General features: G+C 70.8%; 14 protein-coding genes, 1 tRNA gene and 1 pseudogene. 12 read left to right on the forward strand and 4 right to left on the reverse strand.

From position 1 onward, the window contains the following. Positions 1 to 19: 19 nt before the first annotated feature. Positions 20 to 91: transfer RNA gene (locus tag ACGFYN_RS09470), tRNA-Val, on the forward strand. 38 nt (positions 92 to 129) lie between these two features. Here ACGFYN_RS09470 and ACGFYN_RS09475 read toward each other — a convergent pair. Then, a complete protein-coding gene (locus tag ACGFYN_RS09475; protein WP_393865188.1) occupies positions 130 to 855 on the reverse strand; it encodes a 3'-5' exonuclease in 726 nt (241 codons plus the stop codon). Positions 856 to 1,024: 169 nt separating this feature from the next. On the opposite strand from ACGFYN_RS09475, the gene ACGFYN_RS09480 reads away from it, so the two are divergent. The 3 genes from ACGFYN_RS09480 to thrS all read left to right on the forward strand — a co-directional run bounded on the left by ACGFYN_RS09480 (position 1,025) and on the right by thrS (position 4,920). After that, positions 1,025 to 1,591: a DUF4365 domain-containing protein gene (locus ACGFYN_RS09480; protein ID WP_384265008.1), complete on the forward strand. Its 567-nt coding sequence runs from the start codon at positions 1,025 to 1,027 to the stop codon at positions 1,589 to 1,591. Further along, positions 1,588 to 2,832, forward strand: a complete 1,245-nt coding sequence (locus tag ACGFYN_RS09485) for a hypothetical protein (protein WP_393865189.1) — start codon at positions 1,588 to 1,590, stop codon at positions 2,830 to 2,832. The genes ACGFYN_RS09480 and ACGFYN_RS09485 overlap by 4 nt, the downstream gene beginning before the upstream one ends. A 111-nt stretch (positions 2,833 to 2,943) precedes the next feature. Then, the gene (gene thrS / locus ACGFYN_RS09490; protein WP_393865190.1) at positions 2,944 to 4,920 is read left to right on the forward strand and encodes a threonine--tRNA ligase; all 1,977 of its coding nucleotides are present in this window, start codon (positions 2,944 to 2,946) and stop codon (positions 4,918 to 4,920) included. Between the two features lie 45 nt (positions 4,921 to 4,965). Here the strand turns inward: thrS and ACGFYN_RS09495 are convergent, their stop codons facing one another. Further along, positions 4,966 to 5,622: a potassium channel family protein gene (locus ACGFYN_RS09495; protein ID WP_393865191.1), complete on the reverse strand. Its 657-nt coding sequence runs from the start codon at positions 5,620 to 5,622 to the stop codon at positions 4,966 to 4,968. A 67-nt stretch (positions 5,623 to 5,689) separates the two neighbouring features. On the opposite strand from ACGFYN_RS09495, the gene ACGFYN_RS09500 reads away from it, so the two are divergent. Continuing rightward, a complete protein-coding gene (locus ACGFYN_RS09500) occupies positions 5,690 to 6,250 on the forward strand; it encodes an HIT family protein (RefSeq protein ID WP_393865192.1) in 561 nt (186 codons plus the stop codon). 141 nt (positions 6,251 to 6,391) lie between these two features. Here ACGFYN_RS09500 and ACGFYN_RS09505 read toward each other — a convergent pair whose 3' ends face one another. Both ACGFYN_RS09505 and ACGFYN_RS09510 read right to left on the reverse strand, forming a co-directional pair. After that, entirely contained in the window at positions 6,392 to 8,053 is a 1,662-nt protein-coding gene (locus tag ACGFYN_RS09505) for a hypothetical protein (protein ID WP_393865193.1), read from the reverse strand. A gap of 218 nt (positions 8,054 to 8,271) precedes the next feature. Next, positions 8,272 to 10,470 (reverse strand): elongation factor G-like protein EF-G2, encoded by a 2,199-nt coding sequence (locus ACGFYN_RS09510; protein ID WP_393865194.1) that lies wholly within the window; start codon positions 10,468 to 10,470, stop codon positions 8,272 to 8,274. Between the two features lie 217 nt (positions 10,471 to 10,687). Between ACGFYN_RS09510 and pgsA the strand changes: the two are divergent. The 7 genes and pseudogenes from pgsA (at position 10,688) to ACGFYN_RS09545 (ending at position 16,597) form a co-directional block, all read left to right on the forward strand. After that, positions 10,688 to 11,426, forward strand: a pseudogene (gene pgsA, locus ACGFYN_RS09515) (phosphatidylinositol phosphate synthase). After that, positions 11,423 to 12,349 (forward strand): phosphatidylinositol mannoside acyltransferase, encoded by a 927-nt coding sequence (locus ACGFYN_RS09520; protein WP_393865195.1) that lies wholly within the window; start codon positions 11,423 to 11,425, stop codon positions 12,347 to 12,349. Before pgsA ends, ACGFYN_RS09520 begins: the two are co-directional and overlap by 4 nt. After that, positions 12,346 to 13,515, forward strand: coding sequence for a glycosyltransferase family 4 protein (locus ACGFYN_RS09525; protein WP_393865196.1), 1,170 nt, complete (start codon positions 12,346 to 12,348; stop codon positions 13,513 to 13,515). Before ACGFYN_RS09520 ends, ACGFYN_RS09525 begins: the two co-directional genes overlap by 4 nt. Before the next feature lie 73 nt (positions 13,516 to 13,588). Then, positions 13,589 to 14,140 (forward strand): hypothetical protein, encoded by a 552-nt coding sequence (locus ACGFYN_RS09530; RefSeq protein WP_393865197.1) that lies wholly within the window; start codon positions 13,589 to 13,591, stop codon positions 14,138 to 14,140. A gap of 117 nt (positions 14,141 to 14,257) precedes the next feature. Continuing rightward, positions 14,258 to 15,169: a pyridoxal 5'-phosphate synthase lyase subunit PdxS gene (pdxS, locus tag ACGFYN_RS09535; protein ID WP_393865198.1), complete on the forward strand. Its 912-nt coding sequence runs from the start codon at positions 14,258 to 14,260 to the stop codon at positions 15,167 to 15,169. A gap of 20 nt (positions 15,170 to 15,189) precedes the next feature. After that, entirely contained in the window at positions 15,190 to 15,795 is a 606-nt protein-coding gene (pdxT, locus tag ACGFYN_RS09540; RefSeq protein WP_393865199.1) for a pyridoxal 5'-phosphate synthase glutaminase subunit PdxT, read from the forward strand. Positions 15,796 to 15,844: 49 nt separating this feature from the next. Then, positions 15,845 to 16,597 (forward strand): YebC/PmpR family DNA-binding transcriptional regulator, encoded by a 753-nt coding sequence (locus ACGFYN_RS09545; RefSeq protein WP_275774168.1) that lies wholly within the window; start codon positions 15,845 to 15,847, stop codon positions 16,595 to 16,597. Positions 16,598 to 16,740 lie beyond the last annotated feature (143 nt).

A 16,740-nucleotide genomic window follows, 5' to 3' on the forward strand; every position in this document is an offset into this window, starting at 1 on the left:
TATCGTTCAGTCCGTTCCCGGGCGATTAGCTCAGTGGGAGAGCGCTTCGTTCACACCGAAGAGGTCACTGGTTCGAACCCAGTATCGCCCACCGGGAAGAGCCGGTCCGCAGCTGCGGACCGGCTTTTGTCATGCCGCCGCGGGCAGGTCGGGCCGTAGCGGCCACTCTGTGTTCACGATCTCCGGTGTGCCGCTCTTGGCGAACCACGCCTGAAGGCCGCGCGCCTGGGCCGCGTGCCACGTCGTCTGCAGGGCGTGCAGCTCGGCGGGGGACAGGCGCTCCAGCCGGGCGGCGAAGCGGCGCCCGATGGCCCGTACGAGATCGAGGGAGGCCAGGGCGTCCGCGGCCGCGTCGTGCGCGCCCTCCAGGGTGACGCCGTAGTGCGCGCACAGGTCCGTCAGGGTGCGGCGGCCCTTGCGGTAGCGGTCGAGGTGCTTGTCGAGGACCCGCGGGTCGAGGACGCGCAGCGCCGACGCCTCGAACCAGCGATCCAGCGACGAGGCGCGATGTCGGCGCAACTCGCGGTCCAGCAGCGTGAGATCGAAGGGCGCGTTCATCACGACCAGCGGGCGGGCCATCGCCGCCTGCTCGGCCAGCACCTCCGCTATCTCGTACATCACCGGTGCCGGCCAGCGGCCGCTGCGCGCCAGGTGTTCGTCCGTCAGCCCGTGCACCGCCGTCGCCGCCTCCGGCACCGGCACACCCGGGTTGACCAGCCATCGTGTCACCCGGGGCCGCGAGCCCGGGGCGTCCTGGACGACGACGGCGGCCGACACTATGCGGTCGGTCTCGACGTCGACGCCCGTGGTCTCCGTGTCGAAGGCGGCCAGAGGCCCCTCGTACCAGTACGTCATCTCCGTACAACTCCTCGTTCACCCACGGCAGCTGACGTCCCGTCTTCTGCCAGTTTGGTGATACCCGGGCTGTTTGCGACGTACGCCGGAAGGACACAACAGGAGTGCGGGTCTTTGCAGTTCAGCGGCCCGCAGCAGGGAAACACTTGGCTGGGAAGGCTGTTTGGTCATGGCGATAGCGCAGCCCGAGCGGGGCGGGCTGCTGCCCGAACGCACGGGCCCCCTTCGCGGCACACTCGCCACCACCGCGTGCATGGAGACACTGCAGGTGGGCTATCTGCACGCGGTCGCCGCGGCGGCCGGCTGCTCGCTGTCGCAGCCATTCCCGGACAACGGCATCGACTGGCACGTCAGTCACGGCTCCCCCGGGCACACCGTCGACGACGAGGTCACCATCAAGGTGCAGCTCAAGTGCACGTACCAGGTGCCACCGAACCCGCCGGGCCGCTTCTTCTCCTTCACGCTGGACAACGACCATCTGCGCAAACTCGCGCGCACGCCCGTGTCGGTGCACAAGATCCTGGTGGTGATGCTCGTCCCGCGCGCCCAGGACGACTGGCTCAGAGCGAGCCACGACCGGCTGGACCTCAGGCACTGCTGCTACTGGGTCAACCTCGCCGGGCATCCGATCACCGGCCGGACCCGGACCACCGTGCGGATACCGACCGCGCGCATCTTCGACGACCGTGCGCTGTGCGAGATCATGACGCGGGTCGGGACGGGAGGCAGACCATGACGCACCGCCCCCTGGAGGAGCCGCTCCGGCCGGTGAGGTCGCACCCCGACGACATTGCCGGTGCCGCCTGGCACCGGCCGCCCGAGCCCGGCCAGGTCGACCCCGCCGTGCTCGGCGCCCTGCTGCAGCGGCACGGCTGGCGGCGCCGCGGCGGCGCCCCCGGACGGTACGGCCGCTGGACCCCGCCCGGCCCGGGAGGCGGCGGGACCAGCCTGCTCGTGCCGGAGAGCCGCGCCTTCCCGGACAGCGACGACCTGCTCGGCGAGGCGCTGCTCGCACTGAGCCGCAGCGGCTCGCCGTCCGCGCGCGAGGTGCTGGTCGCACTGGCCGTGTCCAGCGACGAGGTCCGCTGGTGGCGGGACGTGCCGACCGGACCCGCCGACTCCGCGCCCTGGAACGTGGAGGAGCAACTGCGCACCGCCGCCCGCCAGATGCTGCTCGCCGCCGCGCTCGCCACCCGCGCGCGCGTGGGCTACTACGGCGCCCGGCACCGGCGGGGCGCCGCCGCGCTGCTGGAGAACGTCCTCGTGGGGCCGACCGTCGGCGACGGCCGGCTCACCGCGTTCGTGCCCGTGGACACGGGACGGCCCCTCGCCGTACGCCTTCACCAGGCGCTCTACGCCGCCCGCGAGGCCGTCGACTACCAGCGCGCGACCGGCGGCATGGACGCGTTCGACGGCGCCGTCGGGGCGGGCGTGAGCCGGGAGCTGACCGAGGCGCTGATCGCCCTGGTGAGCGGGACCGAAGGGGCCAGAATCGGGGTCGAGTGGGCGCCCGCGGCGGGTGTGCCGCAGAACTGTGTGGCGGGGGTCGAGCCCGTGGAGTTCTCGCCGGGCGACCTGCCCGTGCTGCGCGAGGCCGGCGCCCGCTATCTGCGCGAGGAGCCGTCCGTGCCCGTCCGGATCACCGGCACAGTGGTGCGGTTGCGCAGGTCGGGGCCGCGCGGCGAGGGCAGTGTGCGGCTGCGCGTGATCGCGGGGGCCGAGATCCCGCACGTGCGGATCACCCTCGACGAGGAGGACTACCGCGTCGCCGGGCACGCGCATCTCGTAGGCCTGCCGGTGCGGTTGCACGGGAGGCTGGAGTCCCGGGGTGGCTTCCGGCGGCTGACCGGCGCCTCGGGGGTCGCACCGGTGCAGGTGGAGGAGGCGGAGCGGGACCGGCTGCTGAAGTCGATGCAGGAGCACGCGGAGAAGGGGGACTTCTTCGAGGAGGCGTGCGGCGGGGAGGAGTGCGACTGATCCCGGACTGTGGGTGACCGTTTCGCGGTCGGAGGGTCGGGGTCGGTACGATCCCGTATTGCGCGCGCTCCTGGTATGGCGCCGCATCCAGCCTTCAGTCAGGAGAGACCGGTGTCAGACGTCCGTGTGATCATCCAGCGCGATTCCGAGCGGGAAGAACGCGTGGTGACGACGGGCACTACGGCCGCCGAGCTCTTCGCCGGCGAGCGCTCGATCGTCGCCGCGCGCGTGGGCGGGGAGCTCAAGGACCTGGCGTACGCGCCGGCCGAGGGCGAGGTCGTGGAGCCGGTGGAGATCTCCTCCGAGGACGGACTCAACATCCTGCGCCACTCCGCCGCGCACGTCATGGCGCAGGCCGTGCAGGAGCTGTTCCCCGAGGCCAAGCTGGGCATCGGCCCGCCGGTCAAGGACGGCTTCTACTACGACTTCGACGTCGAGAAGCCCTTCCACCCCGATGACCTCAAGGCCATCGAGAAGAAGATGCAGGAGATCCAGAAGCGCGGCCAGCGCTTCTCCCGCCGTGTGGTCACCGACGACGAGGCCCGCGACGAGCTCGCCGACGAGCCGTACAAGCTGGAGCTGATCGGCCTCAAGGGCTCCGCCTCGCACGACGACGGCGCGGACGTCGAGGTCGGCGCCGGCGAGCTGACGATCTACGACAACCTGGACGCCAAGACCGGCGAGCTGTGCTGGAAGGACCTCTGCCGCGGTCCCCACCTGCCGACCACCCGGAACATCCCGGCGTTCAAACTGATGCGCAACGCGGCCGCCTACTGGCGCGGCAGCGAGAAGAACCCGATGCTCCAGCGCATCTACGGCACCGCCTGGCCGACCAAGGACGAGCTGAAGGCGCACCTCGACTTCCTCGCCGAGGCCGAGAAGCGCGACCACCGCAAGCTCGGCAGCGAGCTCGACCTGTTCTCCATCCCGGAGCAGATCGGCTCCGGCCTCGCCGTCTTCCACCCCAAGGGCGGCATCATCCGCCGGGTGATGGAGGACTACTCGCGCCGCCGGCACGAGGAGGAGGGCTACGAGTTCGTCTACACCCCGCACGCGACGAAGGGGAAGCTCTTCGAGACGTCCGGGCACCTGGACTGGTACGCCGACGGCATGTACCCGCCCATGCAGCTCGACGAGGGCGTGGACTACTACCTCAAGCCCATGAACTGCCCGATGCACAACCTGATCTTCGACGCGCGCGGCCGCTCCTACCGTGAACTGCCGCTGCGCCTCTTCGAGTTCGGGACCGTGTACCGGTACGAGAAGTCGGGCGTCGTGCACGGCCTGACCCGGGCCCGCGGCTTCACCCAGGACGACGCGCACATCTACTGCACCCGTGAGCAGATGTCGGAGGAGCTCGACAAGACGCTCACCTTCGTCCTCGGCCTGCTGCGCGACTACGGCCTGACCGACTTCTACCTGGAGCTGTCCACCAAGGACCCGGAGAAGTTCGTCGGCTCCGACGAGGCCTGGGAGGAGGCGACGGAGACGCTGCGCCAGGTCGCCGAGAAGCAGGGCCTGCCCCTCGTGCCCGACCCGGGCGGCGCCGCCTTCTACGGTCCGAAGATCTCCGTCCAGACCAAGGACGCGATCGGCCGGACCTGGCAGATGTCGACGATCCAGCTCGACTTCAACCTGCCGGAGCGCTTCGACCTGGAGTACACCTCCGCGGACGGCACCAAGCAGCGCCCGGTCATGATCCACCGCGCCCTGTTCGGCTCGATCGAGCGGTTCTTCGCGGTGCTTCTGGAGCACTACGCGGGCGCCTTCCCGGCGTGGCTCGCGCCCGTCCAGGCGGTCGGCATCCCGATCGGCGACGCGCACGTCGAGTACCTGGAGAAGTTCGCCGCCGCGGCGAAGAAGAAGGGCCTGCGGGTCGAGGTGGACTCCTCCTCCGACCGTATGCAGAAGAAGATCCGCAACGCCCAGAAGCAGAAGGTGCCCTTCATGGTCATCGCGGGCGACGAGGACATGTCGAACGGCTCGGTGTCCTTCCGCTACCGCGACGGCTCGCAGGAGAACGGCATCCCGGTCGACGAGGCCATCGCCAAGATCGTGAAGGTCGTGGAGGAGCGGGCCCAGGTCTGATCCTTCGTCCTGTACGCGGGACGTCGTACGGAGGCCCTCGGGAGGTCAGCTTCCCGGGGGCCTCTCGTCGTCCTCCCGGGAGAACACCTGCAGCAGCCAGGAGGCGAAGGTGCCGGTCACGGCGCCGAGCAGCGCCAGGCCGATGGCCATCATGCCGACCGCGATGAGCCGCCCCAGCGCAGTCACCGGGGTGATGTCGCCGTAACCGACGGTCGTGAGGGTCTCGCAGGCCCACCAGACGGCGTCCCCGAATGTCTTCATCGAAGCGCCCGGAGCCCCGCGCTCCTGTTGGTAGACGGCGAGGGCGCCGGCGAAGCCGAGCAGTATCGTCGCGAGCCCGGAGTACGCGATCACGCGCGCGTGCAGGGGCAGCCGCGGTTTGCCGTGCCGTCGCTGCACGGCCTCGTAGACCTTGACGACCCGAAGAGGGCGCAACAGCGGCAGGATCACCACCAGCGTGTCCAGCGGGTGCTTCCGTACGAAGATCAGCCGCTGCCCGCTCAGTCGCCACAGCACCGCGTAGTTGAGGACGAACAGCACCCAGGAGGCCAGCAGCACCGCGAGGGCGAGGTCCTGCACGGGGTCCGTCAGGCCGGGCGCGAGGACGCGGACCGCGTACGCGGCGAGGAAGGCCAATGACGCGACGGCGAGCGGAAGCTCGGTGCGCTGTTCCCAGCGGGCTCTGCGAGTGTCATCGTCCACGAGCCCAGCTTGGCCCGGTGGGCTTTTCCCGTAACCCCGCCGACACGCCGCGAACGGGCGACGCCATATGCTGCACTTCATGACGAGTGAGCCGGAGCAGCAGTTGGGAGTGGGGACGCAGGACGCCTTCCAGCGTCTGTGGACGCCCCACCGGATGGCCTACATCCAGGGCGAGAACAAGCCGACCGGCCCGGGTGCCGACGACGGCTGCCCCTTCTGCTCCATCCCGGCCAAGTCCGACGAGGACGGGCTCATCGTCCGGCGCGGCGAGCAGGTCTACGCCGTGCTCAACCTCTACCCGTACAACGGCGGCCACCTCATGGTCGTGCCCTACCGCCACGTCGCCGACTACACGGACCTGACGGACGCCGAGACCGCCGAGCTCGCCGCGCTGACCAAGCAGGCGATGACGGCGCTGCGCACCGCGTCCGGGGCGCACGGCTTCAACATCGGCATGAACCAGGGCACCGTCGCGGGCGCGGGCATCGCGGCCCACCTCCACCAGCACCTCGTGCCACGCTGGGGCGGCGACACCAACTTCATGCCGGTCGTCGGCCACACGCGCGTGCTGCCGCAGCTGCTGGCGGACACCAGGAAGATGCTGGCGGACGCATGGGCGACCGAGTGAGGCACCTCTGCCCGACCTGCGGACCCTTCAGCCCGTCCGGCGTTTGAGGACGAGGCCGAAGGCCGAAGGGGGTCTGGGGCGCGGCCCCGGGGTCCGCCCCACCACCCACCCGCACCCCACAACGGCCCATCCGCCGGGGGCCTACGCGTCGTAGACGTCCGCCTTCCGCGGCGTCGTGTCCTGCACCGCCGTCGACAAGAACGCCGACCGCGAGCCGAACTTCTCCGTGTTCACGCCGTTCTCGTTCAGCACCCGTATCGCCGCGGCGTGCACCACGCGCAGCACGGGCGTCGCCGCACGCAGGGCGTCGTCCGCCATGAAGCGGTGCCGCCACGGCTGGTCGGCCCACGCGTGCCGCAGACCGAACGGCTCCGGGAGGCCTATCGTGCCGCCGAGCCAGTTCAGCAGGGGCGGGTACCAGGAGATCGGGGCGCGGACGGACAGCCGCACCACCTCGTCGGTGTCGACCAGCGGCAGGGTCACCGTCCGGGTCTCCCACGGCTTGAAGGACTTCTGGACCTGCTTCGAGGGCGCCTCGGGCTTGCTGGTGAACAGCGAGTTCACGGGGCCCAGGGCGTGGCCGGTGACCTCGATGCGCAGCGTCTCGTGCAGCACGGTCACCGTGATCATCATGGTGATGATCAGCTGCCCGTCCCACAGCGTCCACTGCACGCCCAGGTAGTGCCGGTCGCCCGCGCCGAACTGCTGCTTGTTGCAGATGTCCTGTATGGCGTGGGTCTTGACCTGGTACGCCTCCACGTCGGTGCCCTCGGGACGGGACACCGCCTTCGCGCCCTCGCCGATCGGCGTGACGATCCAGTGGCGTATGGAGGGCTTGGGGAAGCCGCCGGTGTTCAGCGTGTTCCGCTCCAGCATCCTCAGCTGGTCGTGGATCGCGCGGATGACGTCCCAGCTGCGGAACGGGTGGATCTCCCGGGTCGGGTCGGCCGGCACCAGGTCCTCCGCGAGCTGCCAGCTGCCCCAACGGGTGCCCATGCCCAGGATGCCCTTGGGCCCGGCGTAGAACACGGAGTTGGACTGCTGCTCGGCGGCGAGCTTGGCCAGGGACTGGCGCAGCGCGTCCGCCTTCGTCTCGCCGGGGCCGGTCGGCACCGCCTCGGGCACCTTGGCGCCGACGCTGCTGCCGGCGAGCAGGCTGTCCCAGCGCCCGCGCAGGTCCTTCGCCGTGCGCTCGCATATCTGCTTGGCCCAGAACCAGCCGATGACCGGCATGATGACGCAGGCGCGCGCATACCAGGCCCAGAACCCCTCGAAGGGCATCCGGATCAGGAAGATCACGGCGAGCGCGCCCACGGCCACCAGCAGGGTCGTCGCCAGCGCTCCGGCCCGCTTGTCGTCGCGCTTGGCCACGGTCTGGCGGATCGTGAAGATCATCAGCCAGACGAGCAGCCCCGGGAGGAACAGCAGGCCGCACAGCACCATGACGATGGACAGCTTGCCGTCCCGGTCCTTGCGGATGTTGTTCGCCGCGAGGGCGTGCTCGACGACGGCCTGCGGCTCGACGCCGAAGGACTGGATGAGCGGTTTGCGGCCGGGGCCGACCATGCGGTCGACGACGGCTCGTGAGTACGCCTCGCCCAGGTTGGGCCGGAACAGTGTCGTCCACGCCCGGCCCGGCTTGAGGACCGTCTGGTGCCACTCGTTGTCGGCCTTCTTGATCTCCGCGACCGGGTTGTCCCGGTAGGACGCCGAGGCCAGCGCGTACGTCGCGGTCTGGCCCTCGTCACCCGTGCGCGGCACCTGGGGTCCGAAGATGTCCCCGTAGCCGCCTTCAACGGTCATGCCCGCCCCCGATCGCCGCTCGACGTCGCCTCTGCGGCTCTTCCCGACTTCCTTGCCCCGCACACCTGTTGATCAGGACGACGTGCCGATTCCGCGCCGACTTGATCACGTCATCAGCGTATCGGCAGGCACCGACATCCGTCGGCGGACGGCCGAAGCCGTCCGCCGACTTGGAGGAGAGCGCTCCACAAAAGCGACTTGGACGCGCCCGGCGCCAACTACGAGGCGTCGCGCGCCTCTTCACGAATCCTTTCTGCGATCTGCGGAGGCATCGGCTCGTGCCGTGCGTAGGCGCGGTTGAAGCGTGCGGTGCCGTGCGAGAGGGAGCGCAGGTCCACGGCGTACCGCCCGATCTCGATCTCGGGCACCTCGGCGCGGATCACGGTGCGGTTGCCGGTGGTCTGCTCGGTGCCCAGCACCCGGCCGCGCCGCCCCGACAGATCGCTCATCACGGCGCCCACGTAGTCGTCGCCGACCAGGACGGACACCTCGGCCACGGGTTCCAGCAGATGGATCTTCGCGTCGGCCGCGGCCTCGCGCAGCGCGAGCGCACCGGCCGTCTGGAAGGCCGCGTCCGAGGAGTCCACGGAGTGCGCCTTGCCGTCGAGCAGCGTCACCCGGACGTCGATCAGCGGATGGCCGGCCGCGATTCCCCTGGCGGCCTGGGCGCGCACGCCCTTCTCGACCGAGGGGATGAACTGCCGCGGCACGGCGCCGCCGACGACCTTGTCCACGAACTCGATGCCCGAGCCGCCGGGCAGCGGCTCCACCTCGATCTCGCAGATCGCGTACTGCCCGTGCCCGCCGGACTGCTTCACATGGCGGCCGCGCCCCGCCGACCGGCCCGCGAACGTCTCCCGCAGGGAGACCATGTGCGGCACGACGTCGACCTGGACGCCGTAGCGGCTGCGCAGCCGCTCCAGCGCGACGTCCGCGTGCGCCTCGCCCAGGCACCACAGCACCACCTGATGGGTGTCCTGGTTCTGCTCCAGCCGCATGGTCGGGTCCTCGGCGACGAGCCGGGACAGGCCCTGGGAGAGCTTGTCCTCGTCCGCCTTGCTGTGCGCCTGGATGGCGAGCGGCAGCAACGGGTCGGGCATCTCCCACGGCTCCATGAGCAGCGGATCGTCCTTGGCCGAGAGGGTGTCGCCGGTCTCCGCGCGGCCGAGTTTCGCCACGCACACCAGGTCTCCCGCGATGGCGTGCGTCACGGGCCGCTGTGACTTGCCGAAGGGCGTGGACAGCGCGCCGACGCGCTCGTCGACGTCGTGGTCCTCGTGCCCGCGGTCGGCCAGGCCGTGCCCGGAGACGTGCACCGTCTCGTCGGGGCGCAGGGTGCCGGAGAACACGCGGACCAGGGAGACGCGGCCGACGTAGGGGTCGGAGGACGTCTTCACGACCTCGGCGACCAGCGGGCCGTCGATGTCGCACGCCTTGATCTCGCGGGTCTTGCCGTCGATGGTGGTGACGCCTGGCGTGGGGTGCTCGAAGGGCGTCGGGAAGCCGCCCGTGACCAGTTCCAGCAGCTCGACCGTGCCGATGCCCTGCCGGGCGCCCTCGGCCGCGGGGGCGGCGGCCAGGACGGGAAAGAAGACCCCGCGCGCGACGGCCCGCTCCAGGTCCTCGACGAGCGTTGTGAAGTCGATCTGCTCGCCGCCCAGATAGCGGTCCATGAGGGTCTCGTCCTCGCTCTCCGAGATGATCCCCTCGATCAGCCGGTTGCGCGCCTCGTCCATCTGCGGCAGCTGATCCTCGCCCGGTTCGGACTCCTTGCGCTCCCCGGAGGAGTAGTCGAACAGCTTCTGCGACAGCAGCCCGACCAGGCCCGTCACGGGCGCGTGCCCGTCGGGTCCCTGCGGGCCGTGCAGCGGCAGGTACAGCGGCAGTACGGCGTCGGGGTCGTCCCCGCCGAACGCCTCCGCGCAGACCTGCGTCATCCCCTCGAAGTCCGCGCGGGCGGACTCCAGATGCGTGATCACGATCGCCCGTGGCATGCCGACGGCCGCGCACTCCTCCCACACCATGCGCGTCGAGCCGTCCACGCCGTCCGAGGCCGAGACGACGAAAAGGGCCGCGTCCGCCGCTCGCAGACCGGCCCTCAGTTCTCCGACGAAGTCGGCGTATCCGGGGGTGTCGAGGACATTGATCTTGATGCCGTCCCATTCGAGGGGCACCAGGGAGAGCTGTACCGAACGATTCTGCCGGTGCTCGATCTCGTCGTAGTCCGAGACGGTGCCGCCGTCCTCCACGCGGCCTGCCCGGTTCACTGCTCCCGCGGTGAGCGCGAGAGCCTCCACCAGAGTTGTCTTGCCCGATCCGGAGTGGCCGACCAGCACCACATTCCGTACGGACGCGGGGTGGTCGGCCGCTGTAGCCCTGCCGGCGGCTCCGGGGTGTGTGCTTGCCTTGTCGCCCATGGCCTTGCCTCCCGTGCACGGTGAGGTCTCTGTGGGCGCGGGCATGCCGGGCCGCGTGCGGCGGCGGCTCCGATGACGCCCGCGGTTCTTCGAGCTTTCCACTCCCGTCACGGTGCGTCCATACGAAGGACGCGATCGCGCCGTTACCCGTCCGCCTTCAGGCCGTGACGACCGCCTGCGGGTGCCCGGCCGTCGCACATGCGCGCGCCTGGCTACGATGGGCCAGCCGGTGGCCAGCAGAGGCCGAGCCGGCCACACCGACCGTCGGGAAGGCCATGCTGAACAAGTACGCGCGTGCATTCTTCACGCGTGTCCTCACGCCGTTCGCCGCGTTTCTGATCCGCCGGGGCGTCAGCCCCGACACGGTGACGCTCATCGGTACGGCCGGCGTGATGGCCGGCGCGCTGGTCTTCTTCCCCAGGGGTGAGTTCTTCTGGGGCACGATCGTGATCACGCTCTTCGTCTTCTCCGACCTCGTCGACGGCAACATGGCCCGCCAGCTGGGCCGCTCCAGCCGGTGGGGTGCCTTCCTCGACTCCACCCTCGACCGGGTCGCCGACGGCGCGATCTTCGGCGGCTTCGCCCTCTGGTACGCGGGCAGCGGCGACGACAACGTCCTGTGCGCCGTCTCGATCTTCTGCCTGGCCAGCGGCCAGGTGGTGTCGTACACCAAGGCCAAGGGCGAGTCGATCGGACTGCCGGTCGCCGTCAACGGCCTCGTCGAGCGCGCCGAGCGCCTGGTGATCTCACTGGTCGCGGCCGGCCTCGCCGGGATGCACAACTTCGGGGTGCCGGGCATCCAGTACCTGCTGCCGATCGCGCTGTGGATCGTCGCCGTGGGCAGCCTGGTCACGCTGATCCAGAGGGTCGTCACCGTCCGTCGCGAGTCGGCCGAGGCCGAGGCCGCGGAGGACGCGCCGGAGAACGCCTCGCACGGCAGCGAGGCGGCGAAGTGAGTGCCCGGGACCGGCTGACGGACTCGCTGTACGGCCTCGGCTGGAGCACCGTGAAGAAGCTCCCCGAGCCGGTCGCCGTACGCCTCGGCCGGAGCATCGCCGACTTCGCCTGGAAGCGGCGCGGCAAGGGCGTGCAGCGGCTGGAGAGCAACTACGCGCGCGTGGTGCCGGGCGCGAGCCCCGAGCGCCTCGCCGAGCTCTCGCGCGCGGGCATGCGGTCGTACCTGCGCTACTGGATGGAGTCCTTCCGCCTTCCGGCGTGGAGCGCCGAGCGCATAAAGGGCGGCTTCGACCCCAAGGACGTGCACCACCTGACCGACGGGATCGCCTCCGGCCGGGGCGTCATCCTCGCGCTGCCGCACATGGCCAACTGGGACCTGGCCGGCGCCTGGGTGACCACCGCGCTCGAGACGCCGTTCACCACGGTCGCCGAACGCCTCAAGCCCGAGACCCTCTACGACCGCTTCGTCGCCTACCGCGAGGGCCTGGGCATGGAGGTGCTGCCGCACAGCGGCGGCAGCGCCTTCGGCACGCTGGCCCGGCGGCTGCGCGACGGCGGCCTGGTCTGCCTGGTCGCCGAGCGCGACCTGTCGACCTCGGGCGTAGAGGTCCAGTTCTTCGGCGAGGCCACCCGCATGCCCGCCGGTCCCGCCCTGCTCGCCCAGCAGACGGGCGCGCTGCTCCTGCCGGTGACACTCTGGTACGACGACTCGCCGGTCATGCGGGGGCAGGTGCATCCTCCGATCGAGGTGCCCGGGACAGGTGACCGGCCCGAAAAGACGTCTGTCATGACACAGGCGCTGGCCGATGCCTTCGCCACGGGGATCGCGGACCATCCGGAGGACTGGCACATGCTCCAGCGCTTGTGGCTCAAGGACCTTCAGCCCCGTCCGGCTGACGGTGCGGCCGGGGAGCGGCCGTGAGGATCGGCATCGTCTGCCCGTACTCGTGGGACGTGCCCGGCGGCGTCCAGTTCCACATCCGCGACCTCGCGGAGTACTTCACCGGGCTGGGCCACGAGGTCTCCGTGCTGGCCCCCGCCGACGACGACACCCCCCTCCCGCCGTACGTCGTCTCGGCCGGCCGCGCGGTCCCGGTGCCGTACAACGGCTCGGTGGCGCGGCTGAACTTCGGCTTCCTGTCGGCGGCGCGGGTGCGCCGCTGGCTGCACGACGGCCGGTTCGACGTGATCCACATCCACGAGCCGACCTCGCCGTCCCTCGGCCTGCTGACCTGCTGGGCGGCGCAGGGCCCGATCGTTGCCACCTTCCACACCTCCAACCCCCGCTCCCGCGCGATGATCGCCGCGTACGCGATCCTGCAGGCGGCCCTGGAGAAGATCAACGCCCGGATCGCCGTGAGCGAGTACGCGCGCCGCACCCTGGTGGAGCACCTGGGCGGCGACGCGGTCGTCATTCCGAACGGCGTCGACGTGGACTTCTTCGCGGGCGCCAAGCCCAACCCGGAGTGGCAGGGCGAGACCATCGGCTTCATCGGGCGCATCGACGAGCCCCGCAAGGGCCTGCCCGTCCTGATGAACGCCCTGCCGAAGATCCTCGCCGAGCGCCCGAAGACCCGGCTCCTGGTCGCGGGCCGCGGTGACGAGAAGGAGGCGGTCGAGTCGCTGCCCGCCGAACTGCGCCCGCGCGTGGAGTTCCTGGGCATGGTCAGCGACGAGGACAAGGCGAGCTTCCTGCGCAGCGTCGACCTGTACGTCGCCCCCAACACCGGCGGGGAGAGCTTCGGGATCATCCTGGTCGAGGCGATGTCGGCGGGCGCGCCGGTCCTGGCCGCGGACCTGGACGCCTTCGCGCAGGTGCTGGACCAGGGGGCGGCCGGCGAGCTGTTCGCCAACGAGGACTCCGACGCGCTCGCGGAGGCGGCGGTGCGGCTGCTGGGCGATCCGGAGCGCCGGGCCGAGCTGCGGCGCCGGGGGAGCGAGCACGTACGCCGCTTCGACTGGTCGACGGTCGGGGCCGACATCCTCTCCGTGTACGAGACGGTGACGGCGGGCGCGGCGGCGGTCGCGGCCGCGGAGGACGAGCGGGGGCCGGGCCTGCGGGCGCGGTTCGGGCTGGCGCGCGACTGACGGGTGCCCCGGCGGGAACCCTGCCGCCGGGGACCGCGACTCCCCGTGAACGCCCCGGGTAACGTGTGCCCCCGTGACCGTCACCCTCATCTGGATCCTCGTCGTCCTCGTCGCCGTCGGCCTGTACCTGAGCTGGACGGCGGGACGGCTGGACCGGCTGCACGCCAGGATCGACGCCGCCCGCGCCGCGCTCGACGCGCAGTTGCTGCGCAGGGCCTCCGTGGCACAGGAGCTCGCCACCTCCGGCGTCCTGGACCCGGCCGCCTCGATCGTCCTGTACGAGGCCGCGCACGCGGCGCGGCAGGCCGAGGAGGAGCAGCGGGAGGTCGCCGAGAGCGAGCTCAGCCAGGCCCTGCGCGCCGTGTTCGCGGAGGCGCAGCAGGTGGAGGTGGTGCGCGAGGCACCCGGCGGTGACGAGGCCGCACGCGAGCTGACCGAGGCCGTGCGCCGCGTCCCGATGGCCCGCCGCTTCCACAACGACGCCGTCGGCGCGGCCCGCCGCCTGCGCGAACACCGCAAGGTCCGCTGGTTCCGCCTGGCGGGCCACGCCCCGTTCCCGATGGCCTTCGAGATGGACGACGAGCCGCCGAGCGCCCTGGCCGACCGCGCTCCCCAGCAGTCGTAGAGCCGCCGCGGCCGGGAAAAGGATCCACCGGCTTCCCATTGGCCCTTGCTGTGGACTGGCCCAATCGCGTTTCCTCGGAGCTTGCAGAAACCCTCTTTCACTTCAGCGAGGTCATCCGTGTCCAGCACGCTCTCCGAAAACCAGGCCCCCGAGACCGGCACCGCGCGCGTGAAGCGCGGCATGGCCGAGCAGCTCAAGGGTGGCGTGATCATGGACGTCGTCACGCCGGAGCAGGCGAAGATCGCCGAGGACGCGGGCGCCGTCGCCGTCATGGCCCTCGAGCGGGTCCCGGCGGACATCCGCAAGGACGGCGGCGTGGCCCGTATGTCCGACCCGGACATGATCGAGGGCATCATCGAGGCCGTCTCGATCCCGGTCATGGCCAAGTCCCGCATCGGCCACTTCGTCGAGGCCCAGGTGCTGCAGTCCCTCGGCGTCGACTACATCGACGAGTCCGAGGTCCTGACCCCGGCCGACGAGGTCAACCACTCCGACAAGTGGGCCTTCACCACCCCCTTCGTCTGCGGTGCCACCAACCTGGGCGAGGCCCTGCGCCGTATCGCCGAGGGCGCGGCCATGATCCGCTCCAAGGGCGAGGCCGGCACCGGCAACGTCGTCGAGGCCGTCCGCCACCTGCGCCAGATCAAGGGCGAGATCGCCAAGCTGCGCGGCTGCGACAACAACGAGATCTACGCCGCCGCCAAGGAGCTGCGCGCCCCCGTCGAGCTGGTCAAGGAGGTCGCCGAGCTCGGCAAGCTCCCGGTGGTGCTGTTCTCCGCCGGTGGCGTGGCCACCCCCGCCGACGCCGCGCTCATGCGCCAGCTCGGTGCCGAGGGCGTCTTCGTCGGCTCCGGCATCTTCAAGTCCGGCGACCCGGCCAAGCGCGCCGCCGCCATCGTCAAGGCGACCACCTTCTACGACGACCCCAAGATCATCGCGGACGCGTCGCGCAACCTCGGCGAGGCCATGGTCGGCATCAACTGCGACACCCTCCCCGAGACCGAGCGCTACGCCAACCGCGGCTGGTAAGGACCACGGGTAGCCATCCCATGAACACTCCTGTCATAGGCGTCCTGGCCCTTCAGGGCGACGTACGGGAGCACCTCACCGCACTGGCCACGGCCGACGCCGTGGCCAGGCCGGTGCGGCGCCCCGAGGAACTCGCCGAGGTGGACGGCCTCGTCATCCCCGGCGGCGAGTCCACCACCATCTCCAAGCTGGCCGTCCTCTTCGGCGTGATGGAGTCCCTTCGCGCGCGCGTGCGGGACGGCATGCCCGTCTACGGCACCTGCGCGGGCATGATCATGCTCGCCGACAAGATCCTCGACCCGCGCTCGGGCCAGGAGACGATCGGCGGCATCGACATGATCGTGCGCCGCAACGCCTTCGGGCGGCAGAACGAGTCCTTCGAAGCGGCGGTCGACGTCAGGGGCGTCGAGGGCGATCCTGTAGAAGGCGTCTTCATCCGCGCCCCCTGGGTCGAGTCCGTGGGCGCCGAGGCCGAGGTGCTCGCCGAGCACGGAGGCCACATCGTGGCGGTCCGCCAGGGCAACGCGCTCGCCACGTCGTTCCACCCGGAACTGACCGGCGACCACCGCGTGCACGCGTTCTTCGTCGACATGGTGCGCGCCTACCGGACACCGGAGTCCTTGTAGGATCTCTGGAGTTCGTTGCAGAGATGGGTTACGCGAAGGAGACAGGCAGATGTCCGGCCACTCTAAATGGGCTACGACGAAGCACAAGAAGGCCGTGATCGATGCCAAGCGCGGCAAGCTCTTCGCGAAGCTGATCAAGAACATCGAGGTCGCGGCGCGCATGGGCGGCGTCGACATCGAGGGCAACCCGACGCTCTACGACGCCATCCAGAAGGCCAAGAAGCAGTCCGTTCCCAACAAGAACATCGACTCCGCGGTCAAGCGCGGCGGCGGCCTCGAGGCCGGTGGCGCGGACTACGAGACGATCATGTACGAGGGCTACGGCCCGAACGGTGTCGCGGTGCTCATCGAGTGCCTCACCGACAACCGCAACCGCGCCGCCTCCGACGTCCGCGTCGCGATGACGCGCAACGGCGGCAACATGGCCGACCCGGGCTCGGTGTCGTACCTGTTCAACCGCAAGGGCGTCGTCATCGTCCCCAAGGGCGAGCTGTCCGAGGACGACGTCCTCGGCGCCGTCCTGGACGCCGGTGCCGAGGAGGTCAACGACCTCGGCGAGTCCTTCGAGGTGCTGAGCGAGGCCACCGACCTGGTCGCCGTCCGCACCGCCCTCCAGGACGCCGGGATCGACTACGACTCCGCCGAGGCCAACTTCGTCCCGACCATGCAGGTCGAGCTGGACGAGGAGGGCGCCAAGAAGATCTTCAAGCTGATCGACGCGCTCGAGGACAGCGACGACGTGCAGAACGTCTTCGCCAACTTCGACGTCAGCGACGAGGTCATGGAGAAGGTCGACGCGTAACGCTGCCGCGAACTGAGCGGTTTCGGGGGGGGGGGGGGGGGGCCCCCCCCCCCCCCCCGCCCCCCGGGGGGGGGGGGGCGGGGGGTGGGGGGGGGGGGGGGCCCCCACCGCGGGGGGGGGGGGGGGGGGGGGCTGGGGGTGGG

This window comes from Streptomyces sp. NPDC048419 (genome assembly GCF_043200415.1).
Taxonomy (GTDB): Bacteria; Actinomycetota; Actinomycetes; order Streptomycetales; family Streptomycetaceae; genus Streptomyces.